The 17,609-nt window shown below is 69.3% G+C and carries 13 protein-coding genes and 1 pseudogene; 9 read left to right on the forward strand and 5 right to left on the reverse strand.

The window, feature by feature from the left end; all coding sequences use genetic code 11:
* The first annotated feature begins 113 nt into the window (after window positions 1-113).
* The 3 genes from EL340_RS10245 (at window position 114) to EL340_RS10255 (ending at window position 2,543) form a co-directional block, all read left to right on the forward strand.
* The gene (locus EL340_RS10245; protein ID WP_232023008.1) at window positions 114-1,121 is read left to right on the forward strand and encodes a LacI family DNA-binding transcriptional regulator; all 1,008 of its coding nucleotides are present in this window, start codon (window positions 114-116) and stop codon (window positions 1,119-1,121) included.
* Between the two features lie 159 nt (window positions 1,122-1,280).
* A complete protein-coding gene (locus EL340_RS10250) occupies window positions 1,281-1,814 on the forward strand; it encodes a septum formation family protein (RefSeq protein WP_232023009.1) in 534 nt (177 codons plus the stop codon).
* 255 nt (window positions 1,815-2,069) lie between these two features.
* Window positions 2,070-2,543 carry a septum formation family protein gene (locus EL340_RS10255; RefSeq protein ID WP_126414492.1) on the forward strand — a complete coding sequence of 158 codons (474 nt, stop codon included), beginning with the start codon at window positions 2,070-2,072 and terminating at the stop codon, window positions 2,541-2,543.
* 14 nt (window positions 2,544-2,557) lie between these two features.
* On the opposite strand, the pseudogene EL340_RS10260 reads toward EL340_RS10255, so the two are convergent.
* Window positions 2,558-7,878, reverse strand: a pseudogene (locus EL340_RS10260) (acyl-CoA dehydratase activase-related protein).
* A 474-nt stretch (window positions 7,879-8,352) separates the two neighbouring features.
* Here EL340_RS10260 and EL340_RS10265 point away from each other — a divergent pair.
* Window positions 8,353-9,063, forward strand: coding sequence for a TetR/AcrR family transcriptional regulator (locus EL340_RS10265; protein WP_126414493.1), 711 nt, complete (start codon window positions 8,353-8,355; stop codon window positions 9,061-9,063).
* A gap of 35 nt (window positions 9,064-9,098) precedes the next feature.
* Here EL340_RS10265 and EL340_RS10270 read toward each other — a convergent pair whose 3' ends face one another.
* The 3 genes from EL340_RS10270 to EL340_RS10280 all read right to left on the reverse strand — a co-directional run bounded on the left by EL340_RS10270 (window position 9,099) and on the right by EL340_RS10280 (window position 11,573).
* Entirely contained in the window at window positions 9,099-9,845 is a 747-nt protein-coding gene (locus EL340_RS10270) for a hypothetical protein (RefSeq protein WP_232023010.1), read from the reverse strand.
* 38 nt (window positions 9,846-9,883) lie between these two features.
* Window positions 9,884-10,432 (reverse strand): hypothetical protein, encoded by a 549-nt coding sequence (locus EL340_RS10275; RefSeq protein WP_126414494.1) that lies wholly within the window; start codon window positions 10,430-10,432, stop codon window positions 9,884-9,886.
* Between the two features lie 115 nt (window positions 10,433-10,547).
* Window positions 10,548-11,573: a hypothetical protein gene (locus tag EL340_RS10280; protein ID WP_126414495.1), complete on the reverse strand. Its 1,026-nt coding sequence runs from the start codon at window positions 11,571-11,573 to the stop codon at window positions 10,548-10,550.
* Window positions 11,574-11,949: 376 nt separating this feature from the next.
* On the opposite strand from EL340_RS10280, the gene EL340_RS10285 reads away from it, so the two are divergent.
* A complete protein-coding gene (locus EL340_RS10285; RefSeq protein ID WP_126414496.1) occupies window positions 11,950-12,288 on the forward strand; it encodes a type II toxin-antitoxin system VapB family antitoxin in 339 nt (112 codons plus the stop codon).
* Window positions 12,289-12,433: 145 nt separating this feature from the next.
* On the forward strand, window positions 12,434-13,003 hold the full coding sequence (locus EL340_RS10290; protein ID WP_126415440.1) for a LytR C-terminal domain-containing protein: 570 nt from the start codon (window positions 12,434-12,436) through the stop codon (window positions 13,001-13,003).
* 211 nt (window positions 13,004-13,214) lie between these two features.
* Here EL340_RS10290 and EL340_RS10295 read toward each other — a convergent pair whose 3' ends face one another.
* Window positions 13,215-14,645, reverse strand: a complete 1,431-nt coding sequence (locus EL340_RS10295; protein ID WP_126414497.1) for a uracil-xanthine permease family protein — start codon at window positions 14,643-14,645, stop codon at window positions 13,215-13,217.
* A 236-nt stretch (window positions 14,646-14,881) separates the two neighbouring features.
* On the opposite strand from EL340_RS10295, the gene EL340_RS10300 reads away from it, so the two are divergent.
* The 3 genes from EL340_RS10300 (at window position 14,882) to EL340_RS10310 (ending at window position 17,573) form a co-directional block, all read left to right on the forward strand.
* A complete protein-coding gene (locus tag EL340_RS10300; protein ID WP_126414498.1) occupies window positions 14,882-15,265 on the forward strand; it encodes a DUF4190 domain-containing protein in 384 nt (127 codons plus the stop codon).
* A 38-nt stretch (window positions 15,266-15,303) separates the two neighbouring features.
* Entirely contained in the window at window positions 15,304-16,041 is a 738-nt protein-coding gene (locus EL340_RS10305) for a glutamine amidotransferase-related protein (protein ID WP_126414499.1), read from the forward strand.
* 254 nt (window positions 16,042-16,295) lie between these two features.
* Window positions 16,296-17,573 (forward strand): annexin A7, encoded by a 1,278-nt coding sequence (locus tag EL340_RS10310; protein WP_232023011.1) that lies wholly within the window; start codon window positions 16,296-16,298, stop codon window positions 17,571-17,573.
* Window positions 17,574-17,609 lie beyond the last annotated feature (36 nt).

Consider the following 17,609-nt stretch of genomic DNA (forward strand, 5'->3'; position numbering starts at 1 on the left):
CTATTTCCTGATATTTCAACGGTCTATGCCGAGCACCTCTCGAAAGATCGTTCTAGAATTCTAGACGTTACAGTCCACTCGGGAGACCGCAGCAGCTCAGGCGAAGGAGGACCATGGCGCGAGGACGCAGCAAGCGGGTGACACTCCTCGATGTCGCCAAGGAGGCGAGCTGCTCAGTCTCACTGGCCTCGATCGTCATGCGGGACGCAACCGGGGCCTCGGAGGAGACCAGACGCCGGGTCAAGGCGGTGGCGACACGCCTGGGCTATCGCCCCGACCAGCGGGCGCGCGCCCTGCGCTCGGCGAGGTCGGGCCTCATCGGCGTCACCTTCGGCGTCCACCAGCCCTTCCACGCGGAGATCGTCGACGGCCTGTACACAGCCGCCGAGTCCGGCGGGCACGAGCTGGTGCTCTCGGCGGTCGTCGGCACCGTCGACGACCGCCGGGCCGCGGAGACGCTCCTGCGGGATCGTTGTGAGGCCCTGATCATGATCGCGCCCTCCCTGGGCATGGGTCGCCTGCGGGTGCTGGCGGACGAGGTTCCCGTCATCGCCGTCGCACGCCCGCTGTCCTGTCCCGGCGTCGACGTCATTCGCATCGATGACCAGGGCGGAATCGTCATGGCGGTTGACCATCTCGTCGACCTGGGGCATCGGCGGATCGTGCATGTTGATGGTCGGACCGCACCATCGAGCACCGAGCGAAGCACCGGCTACCTCCAGGCGATGGAGGCGCACGGCCTCACAGCGGAGTCAGCCATCATCCCCGGGGGCCTCGAGCAGGCCGACGGCGTCCAGGCGGCCCGGGCGATCCTGGCCGGAGGGACCCTGCCGACGGCGATCACGGCCTTCAACGACCGACTCGCCTTCGGCATCATTCAGGGCCTCTTCATGGCCGGCGTCAAGGTGCCCGAGCAGGTGAGCGTCGTCGGCTTCGACAATGCCCGCAGGTCGGACACCAGCCTCGTCCCGCTGACCACCATTGACCAGAACCCCTCTCTCATGGCCCAGCTGGCACTGGAGCGAGCCGTGGGACGTGCCGCGGACCGCTATCTGCCCACGCAGCAGGTGCTCGTGCCACGGCTGGTGGAGAGGGCCTCAACCGGCCCCGTGGCCCCCTGAGCCACCTCCCCGTCACACGGCCGACTGGTACCTCTCCCCATCGACGCGGCAACGCGCTCCTGTCACGGTTGACCCATGCGCACGAAAACCTCTGCACTCATCGCACTTCCCACCGCACTCCTGCTCGCTCTCAGCCTCAGTGCCTGTGACGATGAAGTCGTGAGCACCACGCCCACGGACTCCTCGTCGTCAAGTAGCTCCGACTCGTCCGCCTCCCCGAAGGACAAGGACAAGGAGACCTCCAAGGACTCCGACGACGCCTCGGCCACCCCCTCATCCAAGGCCGGTTCCTCGGCCAGCTCCAGCGCAAGCGCCGACGGCAAGACCGTCCCCATCGGCGACCTCAAGACCGGCGACTGCGTCAGCGAGATGGTCGACGAGACCAGGGGCGGCCAGACAGGCACCAGCGAAGCGAAGGTTGTCGACTGCTCCACCCCGCACCAGTACGAGATGATCGGAACGGCTCAGTCCACCGCCTCCAGCTACGCCGAGTCGGACACTCCCGAGGAGATCTCCGCGGTCTGCGAGCCGCTGCTGCAGTCCTACGTGGGGTCGGCCTCCAAGGCCGAGGACTATATGGTGGCCGCCCTGACCCCCATGCAGGCCTCCTGGGAGCAGGGTGATCACGAGTTCACCTGCTTCGCCCAGAACGCGGATCATTCCCCATTGAACAAATCCGTCAAGAACTCCTAGTCTGTCCTCGTCGAGCAGGGCACAGGATCTCAATCGGCAGGCGGGCCGCCACCCACGAGCAACGGCTCACCCCCTTGACTCTCCTGGCGTTCGCCGCCCTGCCACCTATTCCGGCCGGGTGGCGACTCTCCGTCTCTCCGTCTCACGTCGCCACCCGGCCCACATCCCAGATTTTTTCAGCGGAGCCCCACCTGCGACCAGGATCCCGCGGAAAACCGGCACAATCCCGCCATTGCGGCTGTTACGGTTCGGTATATGCGCACCCTGACCACGCTCCTCGCTCTTCCAGTCGCCGCCGCCCTGACCATGGGGCTGTCCTCCTGCAGCCTGTTCTCCTCGGGCACCACCACCGCCACCAAGGATCTCGAGGTCGGGAACTGCTACAACACCGTGAGTGACAAGGCCGGCGGGAGCAACCCGGTCGGCGAGGTCACGGTGGTCGACTGCGCCAAGGCCCACACCTACGAGGTCATCGCCCAGACCACCTTCCCCGACGACGTCGACAAGCTCCCCAACGAGGGCTCGATCAAGTCCCTGGGCGAGGGCTTCTGCCAGGGCGAGGAGTTCACCAAGTACATCGGGGTTGACGCCTCCAGCTCCGGCTACCAGATCGAGTACCTCTCCCCCAGCGACGACACCTGGGCCAAGGGCGACCGCAAGATCAGCTGCGTCGTCGCCCAGGGTGACAAGTCGGAGGTCAAGGGCTCGGCCAAGAACTCCAAGAAGTAGACCGGCCGGGCCCGTCAGCGGACCCGGCTCCGCTGACGGCGCCGGTCCTCGGCGACATCCGGGGACGACGGCGTCCCATCGGGCCGCGGCCCGAGCCCGGCCAGCAGCTCCTCAGCCGTCACGCTGCTCGCCGCACCGACCTGCTGCTCGCCCCCGACCGCCGCGGCGCCGGTCCCGGCCGCCTGCTCAGGCGCCCCGGGCCCGGCGCTGTCCTGCGCCATGAGGGCGGTGGAGATCATGAGCTTGATGCGGTTGAGCTGGTTGACCTCGCTGGCACCCGGGTCGTAGTCGATGGCGACGATGTTGGCCTGGGGGTAGCGGCGTCGGACCTCCCGGAACATGCCCTTGCCCACCACATGGTTGGGCAGGCAGGCGAAGGGCTGGCAGCACACGATGTTGGGCACGTCGTGCTCGATGAGCTCGATCATCTCGCCGGTGAGCAGCCATCCCTCGCCGGCCTGGTTGCCCAGGGAGAGCACCTTCGAGGCCTTGCGGGCCAGCTCGGCCGTGGAGACCTCGACGTCGAAGGTGCCACCGGCGGCGCGCAGGGCGGCGCGGGCCGGGGCCTGGAGCTGCTCGATGAACCAGACGGCCGCCTTCTTCTTGGCCACGGACTCCTTCCCGATGCCGTAGGCCTGCGCCTCCCACTGGGCGGTCACCAGCCCGGACAGGAAGAAGGGCAGGAGGCCGGGGACGACGGCCTCGCAACCCTCGGCCTCGATGACGTCGACGACGTGGTTGTTGGCGTCGGGCTGGAACTTCACCAGGATCTCGCCGACGACGCCGACGCGCGGGCGGCGGGGCTCGTCGCAGCGGGGCAGGTCGTTGAACTCGCGGACCATCTCGCGCAGCAGGCGGCGGTAGCCAATGCGCCCGCCCCAGGTGGTCGAGCGGCCCCGGTGCTCGAAGTACTCGCCGATGATGCGGTTCCAGCGCTCGACGAGCTCCTGGGTGGCGCCTTCGACCACCTCGTAGGGGCGCACCCGCAGCATGCAGGTGTTGAGGGTGTCGCCGATGATGATGCCCTGGAGCATCTTGAGGCCCATGGTGGCGGTCAGCTCGAATCCGGGGTTGGACTCGATGCCCTGCAGGGAGATCGCCACGACCGGCACCTGCGGGTAGCCGGCCTCGCGCAGGCCCTTGCGCAGCATGGCGGCGTAGTTGGTGGCCCGGCAGATGCCGCCGGTCTGGGAGATGGCCACCACGCAGGAGTCGGGGTCGTGGCTGCCGTCGGTGAAGGCGCCGATGAGCTGGCCGATGACCATGATGGCGGGGAAGCAGGCGTCGTTGTTGACGTAGCGCAGGCCCACCTCAAGGTCCTCGCGGCTGGCGGACTCCAGCAGCTCGACCTGGTAGCCCAGGCGCCGCATGAGCGGCTCCAGGGGCCGGAAGTGCACGGGGCTCATCTGGGGCATGAGGATGGTGTGGGTGGCGCGCATGGCCTCGGTGAAGACCGGGCCGGTGGCCCCCGGCAGCTCCCGGGCCCCGACGGTCCTGCCGGTGCCGTCCGCCTCGGGCTGCCCGGCAGCGTTGACGGTCCTCTCAGCGGGCCCGTCGGGGGCGGTCGTGTCGATCTCGACGGCGTCGTCGGTCTCGTCGGTGACCTCCTCGGCTTGGGCGGTCCTCCGAGAGGCCTCGCCCGCGGCCTCCCCGGCAGTCCTGCCTGCGGAGCGGGCCTCGGAGGCAGCGGCCAGGGAGCGCAGGCGGATGGTGGCGGCGCCGAGGTTGGAGACCTCGTCGATCTTGAGGCTGGTGTAGACACCCCCGGCGGACTCCAGGATCTCCTGGACCTGGTCGGTGGTCAGGGCGTCGACGCCGCAGCCGAAGGAGTTGAGCTGGACGAGCTCGAGGTCGTCGCGGGTGGTGACGAGCTCGGCGGCCTGGTAGAGGCGCGAGTGGTAGGCCCACTGGTCGCGCACCCGCAGGCGCGGGGTGACGCCCCGGGTGGCTACGGGCCCGGGGGTGGGCAGGCCGACGCCGGTGACGTCGGACCAGTCGGCCGGTGCCTGCGGGTCACCCCCGGACTGCCCCACCCGACGGCGCAGCGCTGCCACGGCCCGACTGAGCGCCCCGGTGGCGACGGCGTGCTCGGCACCGTCGCCGGGGTCGGAGGCCTCGTCCTCGGCGGGCGGCGATCCGGCCTGGCGGGCGATGGCGGCCCAGTCGGTCTTCTTCGGCTTCCTGGGCCGGGCAGGCCTGGTGGGGCGCTTGCCGGCCCCAGCCTTCCCGTCCTCACCGCTCTCCGCGCTCCGCCCGGGTTGCCCGGGCTCCCCGGTGGTCTCGGCAGCCGCCTTGCTGGAGGGCTGGTCGCCACCGGGCATGGACCGACCCGCCTGGGAGCCGGCAGCATCGGGACCAGCGGGACCGGTCGCCGGTTCCGGGCCCGCCCCAGGGCTGGTCGCCTCGGGCTTGTCGGTTGCTGCGGCGTCGGGCTCGGGCAGGAGGGAGTCCTCGGACAGGACGGCCAGGCCCAGGGTGTTGATGACGTCGGGGATGCCGTGGTTGATCTCGGGGTCGATGTGGTAGGGCCGCCCGGCCAGGACGATTCCCTTGCGGCCGTTGTCCTCCATCCACTTCAGGGCACGGCGGCCCTCGGCGCGCACGTCGGCCTTGAAGGCGGCGTCCTCGGCGAAGCCCGCGGCCACGGCCCGGCGGGCCTCGGGCAGGGTGACGTCCCAGTCGGCGAAGACCTCGACGAGCCGTTCGGCGAGCTTCACGGGGTCCGCCAGGTTGAGGAAGGGGGCGAGGCGAGCATCCGCACGCCCGAGCCACCGGATCCAGCAGCTCCCTCAGCTGCCGCGGCGCCGTCGGCGCCTCCCGGGCCTCCCCGCCACCCGTCGCGCACGGCCTCGACGTTGTTGCAGATGACCTCGGGGTAGGTGGCCACGATCGGGCAGTTGAAGTGGTCGGCAGCGCCCTGGACGAGCTCACGCTCGTAGAAGACGCAGGGGAACCAGATCGTCGTGATGCCCTTGGCGATGAGGGCCTCGATGTGACCGTGGGCGAGCTTGGCCGGGTAGCAGACGTTCTCCGAGGGAATCGTGTCCATGCCCGACTCGAAGAGCTCATGGTTGGAGCGCCCCGAGATCATGACGCGGAAGCCCAGCGAGGTGAGCACCGTGAACCACAGGGGGTAGTTCTCGTACATGCCCAGCACCCTGGGGATGCCGATGTCCCCGCGCGTGGCGGCCCCCGCCAGCAGGCGCCGGTAGGAGAAGGCTCGCTTGTACTTGTAATCGTAGAGGTTGGGCAGGTCGGACTTGGTGGCGCGCCGCTCCTGGGTGGCGCCCCGCTCGCAGCGGTTGCCGGAGATGTGGCGCTGGCCGTCGTTGAAGGTGGTGATGGTCAGCTGGCAGTGGTTCTGGCACAGCTTGCAGGTGGCGGTCTCGGTGGTCAGGCTGAAGCGGGAGAGCTCGCCCAGGCTCATCAGGCCCGAGGGCACGCCGTCGTAGGAGGCCCGGGCGCTCAGGGCGGCGCCGAAGCAGCCCATGAGCCCGGCGACGTCGGGGCGCACCACCTCCCGCCCGGTGAGCAGCTCGAAGGCCCGCAGGACCGCGTCGTTGAGGAAGGTGCCGCCCTGGACCGAGACCCGCTCGCCGAGCTGGTCGGCGTCCTTGAGCTTGATGACCTTGTACAGGGCGTTGCGCACCACCGAGTAGGACAGGCCCGCGCTGATCTCCCCCACCGTGGCCGACTCGCGCTGGGCCTGCTTGACCGAGGAGTTCATGAACACGGTGCAGCGGCTGCCCAGGTCCACCGGCCGCTCGGCGTGCAGGGCGGCCTCGGCGAACTCGCCGATCTCCAGGCCCATCGAGCGGGCGAAGGTCTGCAGGAAGGAGCCGCAGCCGGCCGAGCAGGCCTCGTTGACGCTGATGGAGTCGATCGCGTCGCCCTTGATGCGCAGGTACTTCATGTCCTGGCCGCCGATGTCGATGACCGAGGTGACCCCGGGGTTGAGGTAGGCCGCCGCCCGGTAGTGCGCCATCGTCTCGACCACGCCCTCGTCGATGCGCAGCGCCGCCTTGACCAGGGACTCTCCGTAGCCGGTGACGCAGGAGCGCACGATCCGTACCCCGTCGGGCATCTCGCGGTGGATGCGGCGCAGGATCTCCACGGCGGCCGTCACCGGGTCGCCCTCGTTGCCGGCGTAGTGCTCCCACACGATCCGCCCGCGCGCGTCCAGGACCACGGCCTTGATCGTCGTCGATCCGGCGTCGATCCCCAGGAAGCAGTCGCTCTCCTGGTGCTCCGCGGCCCCACTTACCCCTGGCGCCGACGTCGCAGCGCCCGCCTCGTCATCACGCTGCTCACTGAGCCGGTCGTCGAGCTCGTCGTCCGCCCCATCCGCCGCGGCCGGCTCCGCGGCCGCCTCCTCGGGCACCGGCCAGGGCGCCCGCTCAACGTGGGCGCGGGCGTGGCGCTCGCGGAAGGCCTCCAGCTCGGCGTCGTCGCGGAAGAGCGGGCGCATCCGGGAGGTGCCCAGGGACAGGGCCTTGCGGGTGGCCAGTCGGGTGGACAGCTCCGCGATCGGCGTCGGCTCGCCCGAGGAGAGCAGGGCGGCGCCGATGGCGACGTAGAGCTGGGCGTTGTCGGGGCAGGTGAAGGAGTCGACCTGGCCGGCCAGGGTCCGCTCGAAGGCGGCGCGCAGCTGGGGCAGGAAGTGCAGCGGCCCGCCCAGGAACATGACGTGGCCGCGGATGGGGCGCCCGCAGGCCAGGCCCGCGATGGTCTGGGTGACGACGGCCTGGAGGACCGAGGCGGCCAGGTCCTCCCCGGCGGCGCCCTGGTTGATGAGCGGCTGGAGGTCGGACTTGGCGAAGACGCCGCAGCGCGAGGCGATGGGGTAGAGCGTCGTGTACCGGGAGGCCAGGTCGTCCAGGCCGGCGGCGTCGGTGTGGAGGAGCTGGGCCATCTGGTCGATGAAGGCGCCGGTGCCGCCCGCGCAGGTGCCGTTCATGCGCTGCTCGGGGGTGGGGTGGAGGTAGGTGATCTTGGCGTCCTCGCCGCCGAGCTCAATGACGACGTCGGCCTGCGGGTCGCACACGCGCACGGTCTCGGTCTCGGCGATGACCTCCTGAACGAAAGGCAGTCCCATGAGAGTGGCCAGGGACAGTCCGGCGCTGCCGGTGACGGCCCCGCGCACGACGGCCTCCGGATAGGCCCGTCCGACCTCCTCCAGCAGCCGGGTCAGCTCGCCGCGCACGTCCGCGTTGTGGCGACGGTACTCAGCGAATACAGGAGCCACCGGCGCTGAGCCCGAGCCGGACCGGGCGCCCATGGGCGCCTCGGGCAGGAGGACGAGCTTGATGGTGGTCGAGCCGATGTCCAGCCCCATGCGCAGGACCGTCGAGGCTCCGTCGGGCGCTGTCGCCGCCGGCTGCGCAGCCGGTCCTGGGCTTGCGGAGGGCTCGGTCCTCCGCACGCTGGAGACGGGATCGTGATCGGACATGCTTCACCTCGGCGCGCGACTGCGCCGACCCCCTACGAGCCGACGGCGATGTGGGCTGGGCTCCACCGTATCGAGGCGCCCCACCAGCCTCAACGTTGTTGAAATGTCCGCTCGGCGCCTTCGGCGCCCACCGCGCTTCTTGGCGGGATGACGCCCAACGGCCTCCTTGCACACCCGCCTCCCGGGCCGAGAATCTAAACGATGTTGAATATCGCGCCGATAGTGTTTTCTAAAAATAGGGCGGCAGTCACACATCCCCGGCTCCGCCCACCCCGGCCAAGCGCTGTGTTCTCCCGGAATTTCGCCAGTTTCTCCGGGGCCGGCAGCCTCGGCCGTCGGGAGCACCCGTAATCTCCTGGAGTGACCAGTGATGCCGTCAGCGCGCCGCAGCCGAGCGCCGCACCCGAGGAGGAGGCACCCGAGCCCACTCGTCCCGGTCGTGCCCGCCGCCGCGGGCCACGACGTCGGCCGGACCCGGGAGGTGCGCAGACACCCTCCACGCGGGAGGCGATCCTCAAGGCGGCGCGCGAGTCCTTCCTGGCTCAGGGCTACGAGGGCACGACGATCCGGGCGGTGGCTCGCACGGCCGGGGTGGATCCGGCGCTCGTGTCGTACTACTTCGGCTCCAAGGGGGACCTGTTCGGGGCAGCCGTCAACCTGCGGGTGCGGGCGAGCGAGGAGATCGCGGCCGCCGTCAGCGGCGACCTGCGCTCGGCTGGTCCTCGCCTGGTACGGCTGTCGCTGACCGCCTGGGACGACGCCGCTGACGGGGCGACCTTCCGCACCCTGCTGCGCTGGATGGCCACCGACGTCAGCGCCCCCGAGGCGGTTCAGAGCTACGCGACCGAGCAGATCGCCGTCCCGATGGCCGAGGCTCTCAAGCAGTCGGGCCTGTCAGGGGTCTCGGCGCGCGAGAGGGCCACGCTGGCCGGGTCCCAGCTGGTGGGACTGGCCATGATCCGTTACGTACTGCGACTGGAGCCCATTGCCGGCGCGAGCGTCGATCACCTGGTGGAGGTCGTCGGGCCGACGATCCAGCACTACCTCACCGGCCCGCTGCGCCCCAGATGACCGCCCGCTGGAGACCCGGGGCGGCGCCGGCCGTGTCAACGCGCCACGTCGCTACCGGACACGCGCATGTAGACGTAGGCCGTCATGAGAGCGGCCATCGGACCGGTGATGAGCCAGCCAACGGCGGTCAACATACCGACGAGATGGATCAGACCGAGGACGAGCAGCGCCAGGGGCGCGTTCCCACCCTGTTTCATGAGGCGGCACGAACGGCTGATCGCCTTAAAGCAGGAGCAGCCCTCATTCATGGCCACCATCGCCGTCACCCAGAGGAAGTAGCCGGCCACCACGCTACCGAAGGGGAGGAACGAGCCGACCGCGATCGCGAGTCCGACGAACGCGAGGGCCGCAGCCGCGTCGAAACCATTGGGCGGGGCGACGAAGGACCGGAACGTCACTTTCTCCCCGCGGGCGACCCGCAGGGCCGCGCTCTGAATCCCCAGGTACATGACCAGCGCCCAGACCAGCACCGCGGGGACCCCGATCGCGGCATTGAGCGAGTCATCGTCAACCAGGCTGAGGAGGCCTGCCACCACCAGGCCCACGCCGGCGAGGGACAGCGGGATCCAGGCGATGATGAGGGGATTGGTGAAGGTCTTGGACCATGCCCATTTCACGGCGTCGCCCACCTCGATCCGCGGCACCGAAGGCCACGGGGAAGGCATGGAGGCAGGGGTCTGCGGGTAGCCGTAGGCGGCGTCGGCGCCCGCCGTCGGAGGCACGTTGCCACCGTAGTGACCGCCACTGATCGGAGCGCCGGGAGAGTACGGGGAATCGGACACGAGATCTTCCTTCTGGGCAGACGGAGATGGGAAATGGTCTAGCGGAGCTGCAGGGCAGGACGGCCCACCAGCCGCCGAGACCCCGCGTCCCCATCGCCTTCCGAGCCCGTTGGGGGTACTGCATCCCGGGCGTCGTCGGTGTGGAGCCCCGCCATCCAACCGGGAAGCCGGCTCGGGTCGCGGGGGAAGCGCCGCAGCTCCGCCGCGCAGTCGTCGCGGGTGCACGGCGGGACCAGGTCGGGGCGGCGCTCGTAGTCGAAGTCGGTGGTGAGCTCGCCGTCGCGCGTACTGATCGACAGGAAGGCCCAGGTCCAGGCGGCGCCGTCAGCCCGGGTCGTGGAGCCCCGCAGGGCGACGGCGTCGTGAACGAGCTCGTCGGGGACGCCTCCCTCCACCCAGTCGATCCGGCGCAGGAGGCCGACCTTGCGCAGCACGCGGTTGGCGCAGGCGATGCGCTCACCCAGCGCCTCGATCTCCACCACCATCTCCAGCGAGCCGGTCCGGCGCAGCCAGGCGAGCCATCGGTTCGCAAGGCCGTCGAGGACGCCGGTCGCGGACGCCTCGGACTTCTTCAGCTGCTCACCCACGCGCACACCTTCCTGGTCTCCAGCGGGCTCCACTCGTGAACTCGGGCGCACAGGTTCGCCCCGGCTGGGAACCGGGGCGAACGCATGCGTATGGTCGGAACCAGTCGGGTCCGGCTCAGAAGGTCTCGTAGCGCGCGGAGCTGAGGAAGACGCCGTGGCCGGTCTCGGTGTTGCGGCAGGTCATGCCGGTCTCCTCCGAGCTGCACACCCAGGAGCCGAAGGTGACGGACTGGCCGTACTCGATCACCTGGGGCGAGGAGCCGCCACCGCGGAAGAACTCGTCCAGGGAGAAGGCTCCCTCGCTGCGACCACCGAGCTGAGGCGTGTCACCGCTGCTGAGGTCGAACCACCACTTGGGCGAGCCCATCTCGTCCTGGCCGTAGGTGCCGTCGGAGCGGTAGGACAGCACGCCGCAGCCCGCGAAGTGGGCGGACAGGTCGCAGCCGATGTTGCCCGACGGCGAGACGACCATGGCGGTCTTCTCCGAGACGAGGTTGTCCGGAACGAAGGACGTGGCCTGGCCGGCCTGCGGGGTGGCGGGGTCCGCGGGCTCGGTGGGCGCCGGTGCGGGAGTCGTCTGGTCGGCGTTGCCTGAGCCGTCGGCGGGCGCCTGAGTGGGCGAAGCAGGCTCGGGCGAGGCCTGAGCCTCGGGAGCCGCCGACTGCGCCTGCGGGGAGGCGCCGGCCCGGTTCTCGGCGCCACCGGCCTCCGAAGACGCGGAGGAGCCGCCGTTGTTCTGGCCGGAGGGGCTGGAGGAGCTCGACGCGCCCGTCTTGCCGGGGGTCGCGGCCTTGTTGGCGCCAGTGCCGCTGGCGGCCGGACGGGGCTCGTTGGCACGCGGGCTCGACGGACGCGAGCCGGAACCGGAGGAGGCCTGCGGCGCGGACGACTCGCCGGAACCCTTCCCCGTGGGGCTCGGGATGCGAGGGGAGGCGTGTCCCGACTTCTGCCCGGAGGTCGGCTTGGCGCTGGCAGTCGACTGGGACTTGGCAGAGGACGACGAGGACGAGCCCGCGGTGCCCTGCTGATTGGCATTGGACGCACCACCGGACTGACAACCGGCCAGAAGCATGGCGGTCGAGGTGAGGACAACAAGGGACAGGGGAATGGTGAAGCCGCTTCGGCGGACCGTGGCGGTCATGACTGCGGCATCCTTTCGGTCGACGTCGGTGCAGCCAACACGGTACTAGAGCCCTGAAGAGGAGGGGAACAGTCTGGAAATCAGGCATAAAACCCGCTGACAGCATCAGACGTCCCACCTTCCCAGCAAACCACTAGATTTCGTAGTGATAACGCCAATCACAACAAGATGACGAGACGATCGTTCTGCAGGCCACATTCCAACTAGTGAGACAGATAACGATCTGGAGCGCGGATCGACAGTCCTCCCTCCGAGGGGAGCAGGCTCCCCTTCGGGCCCTGCGGCCGGCCCTGCGGCCCCCGTGGGCGAGCCGGATGTTGGCCCGCCCACGGCGCTCCCGTGAGCCGCGGGCCGGTTCATTCACTAGGATGTTCCCGTGATCTTCAAGGCAGTGCGAGAGAGGCCCCCCTATCCCGACCACGGGGTCACCACTCAGCGCGAGTGGGCCGTCATCGCGCCCCGGCAGATCCGCCTGGCCGATCTCACCACCACCCGCGCGACTCTCGACCTGCGCAGCCTCCTGGATGACGACTCCACCTTCTACGGCGACCTGTTCGCCCACGTCGTCTCCTTCAAGGGGGACCTCTACCTGGAGACCGGCCTGCACCGGGCGCTGCGCGCGGCCCTGCAGGGCCGCACCGCGATCCACGCCCGCATCCTGGAGGTCACCGAGGACGGGACACCGAGGCTCGCTCCAGCACCTCCGAGCGCCTGATACCCGCCCAAGGCGGCCAGGAGTCGCACGACCCGGCTCGGTCCCATGTCACATCGGGCCCACCACCACCCGACGAGCGCCGTCGTCCATTACCCTGGATCGCGTGAGTAGTCCCGCAGATCCGCGCACCGAGTACCGGCGGCACATGCAGCACCGTCAGGCCACCGTCATCGGCTCCGTCCTGGCCGTCATGGTCGTCGCGGTCACCGTGAGTCTCCTGGTGGCGCTGGGCATCCTGCCCGCCTACAACCCGGGCTTCTCGCAGCCCAAGAGCACCGCCACCTACGTGCCGCAGCCCTGCCCGCCCGTCGACGCCAAGACCGTCGACGTCACCACACTCACGATCAACGTCTACAACGGCTCCGAGTCGGTGGGCCTGGCGACGGAGGTTCAGCAGGACCTGGAGGAGGCGGGCATGACCGTCGCCTCCGCGAGCGACTGGCCCGGGGGCATCTACAACGGTGAGGTGCAGATCCTGTCCTCCAAGGGCAGCCTGACCAACGCCTACTCCCTGGCTCAGGTCTTCCCCAACGCCACGGTGCAGATCGACGGGAGCCTGGCCGACGACGACTCCACGGTCTCGGTGGTCCTGGGCAAGGAGTACCTGCAGAACGCGCTGTCGGCCGACGAGATCAAGCTGCTCGGCTCCGACAAGCCCATCACCGCCCCCAGCGACTGCGTCCCAGCAGACAAGGCCGAGAAGAAGGAAGGCTGAGCGGGAGCGCCGCAGCGGCTTGGAGCAGGCAGACTGCGGGTTGGCGGACCCTGCGGCCTGATTCCGGGCGCCCTACTCCACGAGGCTCGGGCGGTACTGGCCAGGGGTTGACCGCACTGCACGGGGCTCCCGACCACGTGGAGTACACCCACCTCCCAGTCAGTAGACCCCTGCGCCCCTCTGCGACACTCAGCGATCCGCTCGGCGCCCGTCACTCCGAAGGGCTCGACGGCGTCGAGGTCGCCTCCGGGGAGGCCGCCGAGGGGGCGTGGGCGGCGCGGCCGGAGTAGGCCGGGCCCTCCAGCTCGGTGCCGGCGGGGGCCGAGGCCGGGGAGGCCTGCTCCAGGTTGGTGCCGCGAACCTTCGAGATCCAGCGCATGGCGTGGTATATGCCGATCGCGGACAGCGACCCCAGGGCGATCCCTTCGAAGGTCATGCCGTCCCAGGCCAGCGTGTAGTTGGCGATGGCCACCACCATGGACACGGCCGCCGTGTTGAGGTTGACCGGGTCGGAGAAGTCCACCCGGTTCTGCACCCAGATGCGCACGCCCAGCATGCCGATCATGCCGTAGAGGACCGTGGCCGCGCCGCCCAGGACGCCCGCCGGGATGGTCGCGATGATCTCCCCGAACTTCGGCAGCAGGGACAGGCTCAGGGCAGTCACCGCCGCCACGACGTAGGCGGCGGTGGAGTAGACGCGGGTGGCAGCCATGACGCCGATGTTCTCCGCGTAGGTGGTGGTGCCCGAGCCGCCGCCCGCGCCGGCGAGCATGGTGGACAGCCCGTCGGCGAACAGGGCGCGCCCGGTGACGTCGTCGAGGTCCTCCCCGGTCATGGCGGAGACGGACTTGACGTGACCGATGTTCTCGGCGACCAGGACGAGCACCACGGGAATGAACAGGCCCAGGTAGCTGACGTCGAAGGCCGGGGCGTGGAAGTGGGGCAGGCCCAGCACGGGGGCGTCCATGACCTTGGAGAACTCGACCTCGCCCCTCATGACGGCGGTGGCGTAGCCGATGAGCACGCCGATGAGGATCGCCAGGCGCCCGATGATGCCCTTGAACAGCACGGTGATGACCAGGATCGACACGATGGTGACCACCGCCGTCACCGGGGCCTGCTTGACGTTGTTCCAGGCCGAGGGGGCCAGGTTGAAGCCGATGAGGGAGACGATCGCGCCGGTGACGATCGGAGGCATGAGCCGGTCGATCCAGCTGGCGCCGGCGACGTGGACGACGACGCCCACGAGCAGCAGGGACAGTCCCGCCGCGATGATCCCGCCCTGGGCCAGGGAGGCCTTGTGGGCATCGATGGGGCCTCCGCCGTCGGCCATGTAACCGGTCACCGCTCCGATGGGGGCGATGAGCGCGAAGGAGGACCCCAGGTAGCTGGGTAGGCGCCCGGAGGTGATCCCCAGGAACAGCAGGGTGCCCACGCCGGTGAAGAACAGCGTGGTCGCCGGGTCGAAGCCCGTGAGCAGGGGCACCAGGAAGGTGGCGCCGAACATGGCGACGACGTGCTGGATACCGATGCCGATCGTGCGAGGCCAGGTGAGGCGCTCACCGGGGGCGACGACCTCGCCGGGAGCGATGGACCGGCCGTCGCCGTGAAGGCGCCAGCCGCGAGACGGAGATGAGGACACGAGCGGTCTCCTGCCTGAGCGATGGGGATGTGACAGCATCCCGTGGACGATCCGGCGAGACGCTCAGCAGGACCCGGCAGAGCCTGCCGGGACTTCAGCATAGCCCCCGGCCGGCGGCCGTGCCGATCTGGCGCTCAGAGGCGCTCCACCGGCCCCTGTCCTCACGGACCTCACGATCCTCACGCCTCCTCCGCGGGAACGATGCCGCCTGCGGCTCCGGCGGGCATGATGGAGTCATGAGCACCGCCCGGACCGCACCTCCAGGAGCCAGTGCCCCGCCCTTCTCCTCGGGCCCGGAGCAGTACGTCGACGGGCTTCCACCGGGCTTCGTCTTCCCCGGCACCGAGAACCTCAACCCCGCGGAGATCTTCTCCGGCCCCGGCTACACCGCCCCGCGCCCTCGCACGGACTCGGGGGCGACGGCCGCCATGACCTGCGGGCTGCTCAGCTTCATCCCCGTCGTCGGCGTCGCCGCGATCATCCTCGGTGCCGGGGCGCTGAAGCGGCTGCGCCACAGCTACGACTCCGGGGAGGGCATGGCCTGGCTGGGCCTCATCCTCGGCTGCGCCTCCACCATCATCTGGCTCGTCATCCTGGTGCTCGTACTGTTCGTGGTCTAGCGGCCCCAGCCGGCCGACGGGTCCCCTACAGTGGTCCCGTGAAGCCTTTCATCATGGTGACGACGCGCCCCGAGCACGAGGCGGCGCAGGACGAGTACGAGTCCTTCCTGGCTCAGAGTGGCCTGTCGCGCGAGGACCTGCAGCACATCGCCCTGGAGGAGGTCGACTTCCTGGACTCTTTCACCGCAGCCGACGTCTCCGGGGTGCTCATCGGCGCCAGCCCCTACAACGCGGACACACCGGCCGCGGAGAAGACCCGCAGTCAGCGGCATGTCGAGGAGCAGATCCACGAGCTGCTCGCCGTGATCCTCAAGGAGGGGATCCCGCTCCTGGCCACCGGCGTCGCGCTCCAGGTTCTGGCCGCCTACCTGGGTACCGGGACGCATGAGGAGTTCGGCGAGGAGCTGGGCGCCGTCGACCTGTTCCTGACGGCGGAGGGCCGTGAGGACCCGGTCCTGGCGGGGCTTCCGCAGGCCGTCACCGTGTTCGCCGGGCACTACGAGGGCGTTGGGGAGGTTCCCGCGCACGCGACCCTGCTGGCGAGCTCTCCCGACTGCCCCGTCCAGATGCTGCGCGTGGGCAGGAACGTCTACGCCTGCCAGTTCAACCCCGAGCTCGACGCCGTCCGGTTCGAGCGGCGCGTGAGCATCTACGACGAGGCCGGGTACGGTGACCCGGACATGAGCGAGGACATCCTCACCCGGGCCCGGTCCTCCGAGGCGCACGACGCCGGGCAGATCATCCGCAACTTCGTCTCGCACTTCTCACGCGACTGACTCGTCCGGCGGGCGGGCCGCCTGACGCCCTGGAACCCGGGCCGGAGATGAGACTCGTTGAACTCTTCAGCCACGACCATCAGGACCACGCCATGACATACCCGTCGCCCCACCCCGGGCCGCCGCAGGGACACGGCGGCTCACCGGGCTCGCCGAGTTCTCCGTACGCCGCCTACGGTCAGCAGCCAGTGGGCGCCGCGCCGACCGGGGCGCCTTACGGGCAGTCGCCGACGCCGGCAGGTTACGTCTCCTACATGGACCCTGAGCAGCTCGTGATCCCGACGCAGGCGATTCACCACTCACCTGGAGGTCCCTTCTTCCCAGGGCAGCCGTATCCAGCTCCATCCGCGCAGGCGCCCGCGCCGCAGTACCTCACCAGCCCGGCCGAGACGCCGCAGTACCATCCCTACCTGCAGTATCAGCAGCATTACGCGGATTCCGGGCACGGGTACCTGAGCGGGGCGGCGACGGCTCCGGGCTACTCCACGGCAGACCGACGCCCGCAGGCGGGCCATCCGGGCAGAGAGACGACGTCACCCCGGGACAACGGCGTGGGACATCAGGTGCCGTGGCGCGGAGAAAAGGCGGCGGCGCTGGTCCTGATGCTTATTGCCTGCGCCCTCGAGTTCATTATTTACATCACCTTCATTCTTACCCTCAACACAGGCGGAGGCTGGCTGAATATCGCTATTCTGACCCTGATGTTCATCGCCGCCACCCCCGCGGTCTGGTCTCACTACTTCGGGCTGCGCCATTTGTTCCACAACCAGCCGGTATCCGAAATGGTTGGACTCTCACTGTGGTTCGGCTTGGGATCACTCACCTTGACAAGCGGCACGCAAAGCGGAACCTACGATGAGCTGCAAGGCCTCGTGGTCGCTCTTTTATTTATCGTCGGCACCATCAGCAGCATCCTAACCATTCGACTCAACCAGCGCCTAAGAAATCCTCGACCGTGGACCGTCACCCTGGCTTTGGGATCCTGCCAGTTCATACTGCTCAACAGCGCTTTTCGTCTGAGCGAACTCGCATTCATAGCCTACACGCGCCTACCACGAGGGCAGAGCCTCAGCCACTACACGGCCAGCACATGGCTCATATGGTCAGAAGGGGAGGGCATGCCCCTGGCGCCCGGACTGGCCATCTCGGCCGTGATCACCTCTTTGGCGACCGTGGGCCTCTTCCTGGGAAAGCGATCGCCTCACAGCAGAGGATTTATGATCACATCCGTGAGCGCCGCCATTCTTCTGACCCTTCACAACCTCCTCGTTTTCGTCGCCTATGGGCTTCCCAGCAGCGGCGGACGCTCATACAAGCCCTCTGACTCGCCAATAGAACTGCTGGCCATCATCATCGTGGGAGCAGTCCTCATCGGATCGACATGGCTCGCAGGACGTCGTCCTGCTGCCGCACCGCCCGCTGGCAACAGCCCCTACAGCCGTAACACCTCACGTGTATCCGTCGGTCAGGGAGTGCAGAGCCGCCTGCACCAGCACCAACGACCCCACCCCCCTGCAGGAGGTGGATACTGAGCGGAGCCCCGGCGCCTTGAGACAGCATGGGGTCAA

The sequence above is a fragment of the Actinomyces viscosus genome, from assembly GCF_900637975.1.
In the GTDB taxonomy this organism is placed as follows: domain Bacteria; phylum Actinomycetota; class Actinomycetes; order Actinomycetales; family Actinomycetaceae; genus Actinomyces; species Actinomyces viscosus.

What these genes read in the sequence shown, in the direction of transcription:
- EL340_RS10245 (WP_232023008.1), top strand. Translation starts at nt 114, where the DNA reads ATGGCGCGAGGACGCAGCAAGCGGGTGACACTCCTCGATGTCGCCAAG.
- EL340_RS10255 (WP_126414492.1), top strand. Translation starts at nt 2,070, where the DNA reads ATGCGCACCCTGACCACGCTCCTCGCTCTTCCAGTCGCCGCCGCCCTG.
- EL340_RS10280 (WP_126414495.1), bottom strand. Translation starts at nt 11,573, where the DNA reads ATGACCGCCACGGTCCGCCGAAGCGGCTTCACCATTCCCCTGTCCCTT.
- EL340_RS10290 (WP_126415440.1), top strand. Translation starts at nt 12,434, where the DNA reads ATGCAGCACCGTCAGGCCACCGTCATCGGCTCCGTCCTGGCCGTCATG.
- EL340_RS10300 (WP_126414498.1), top strand. Translation starts at nt 14,882, where the DNA reads ATGAGCACCGCCCGGACCGCACCTCCAGGAGCCAGTGCCCCGCCCTTC.
- EL340_RS10310 (WP_232023011.1), top strand. Translation starts at nt 16,296, where the DNA reads ATGGACCCTGAGCAGCTCGTGATCCCGACGCAGGCGATTCACCACTCA.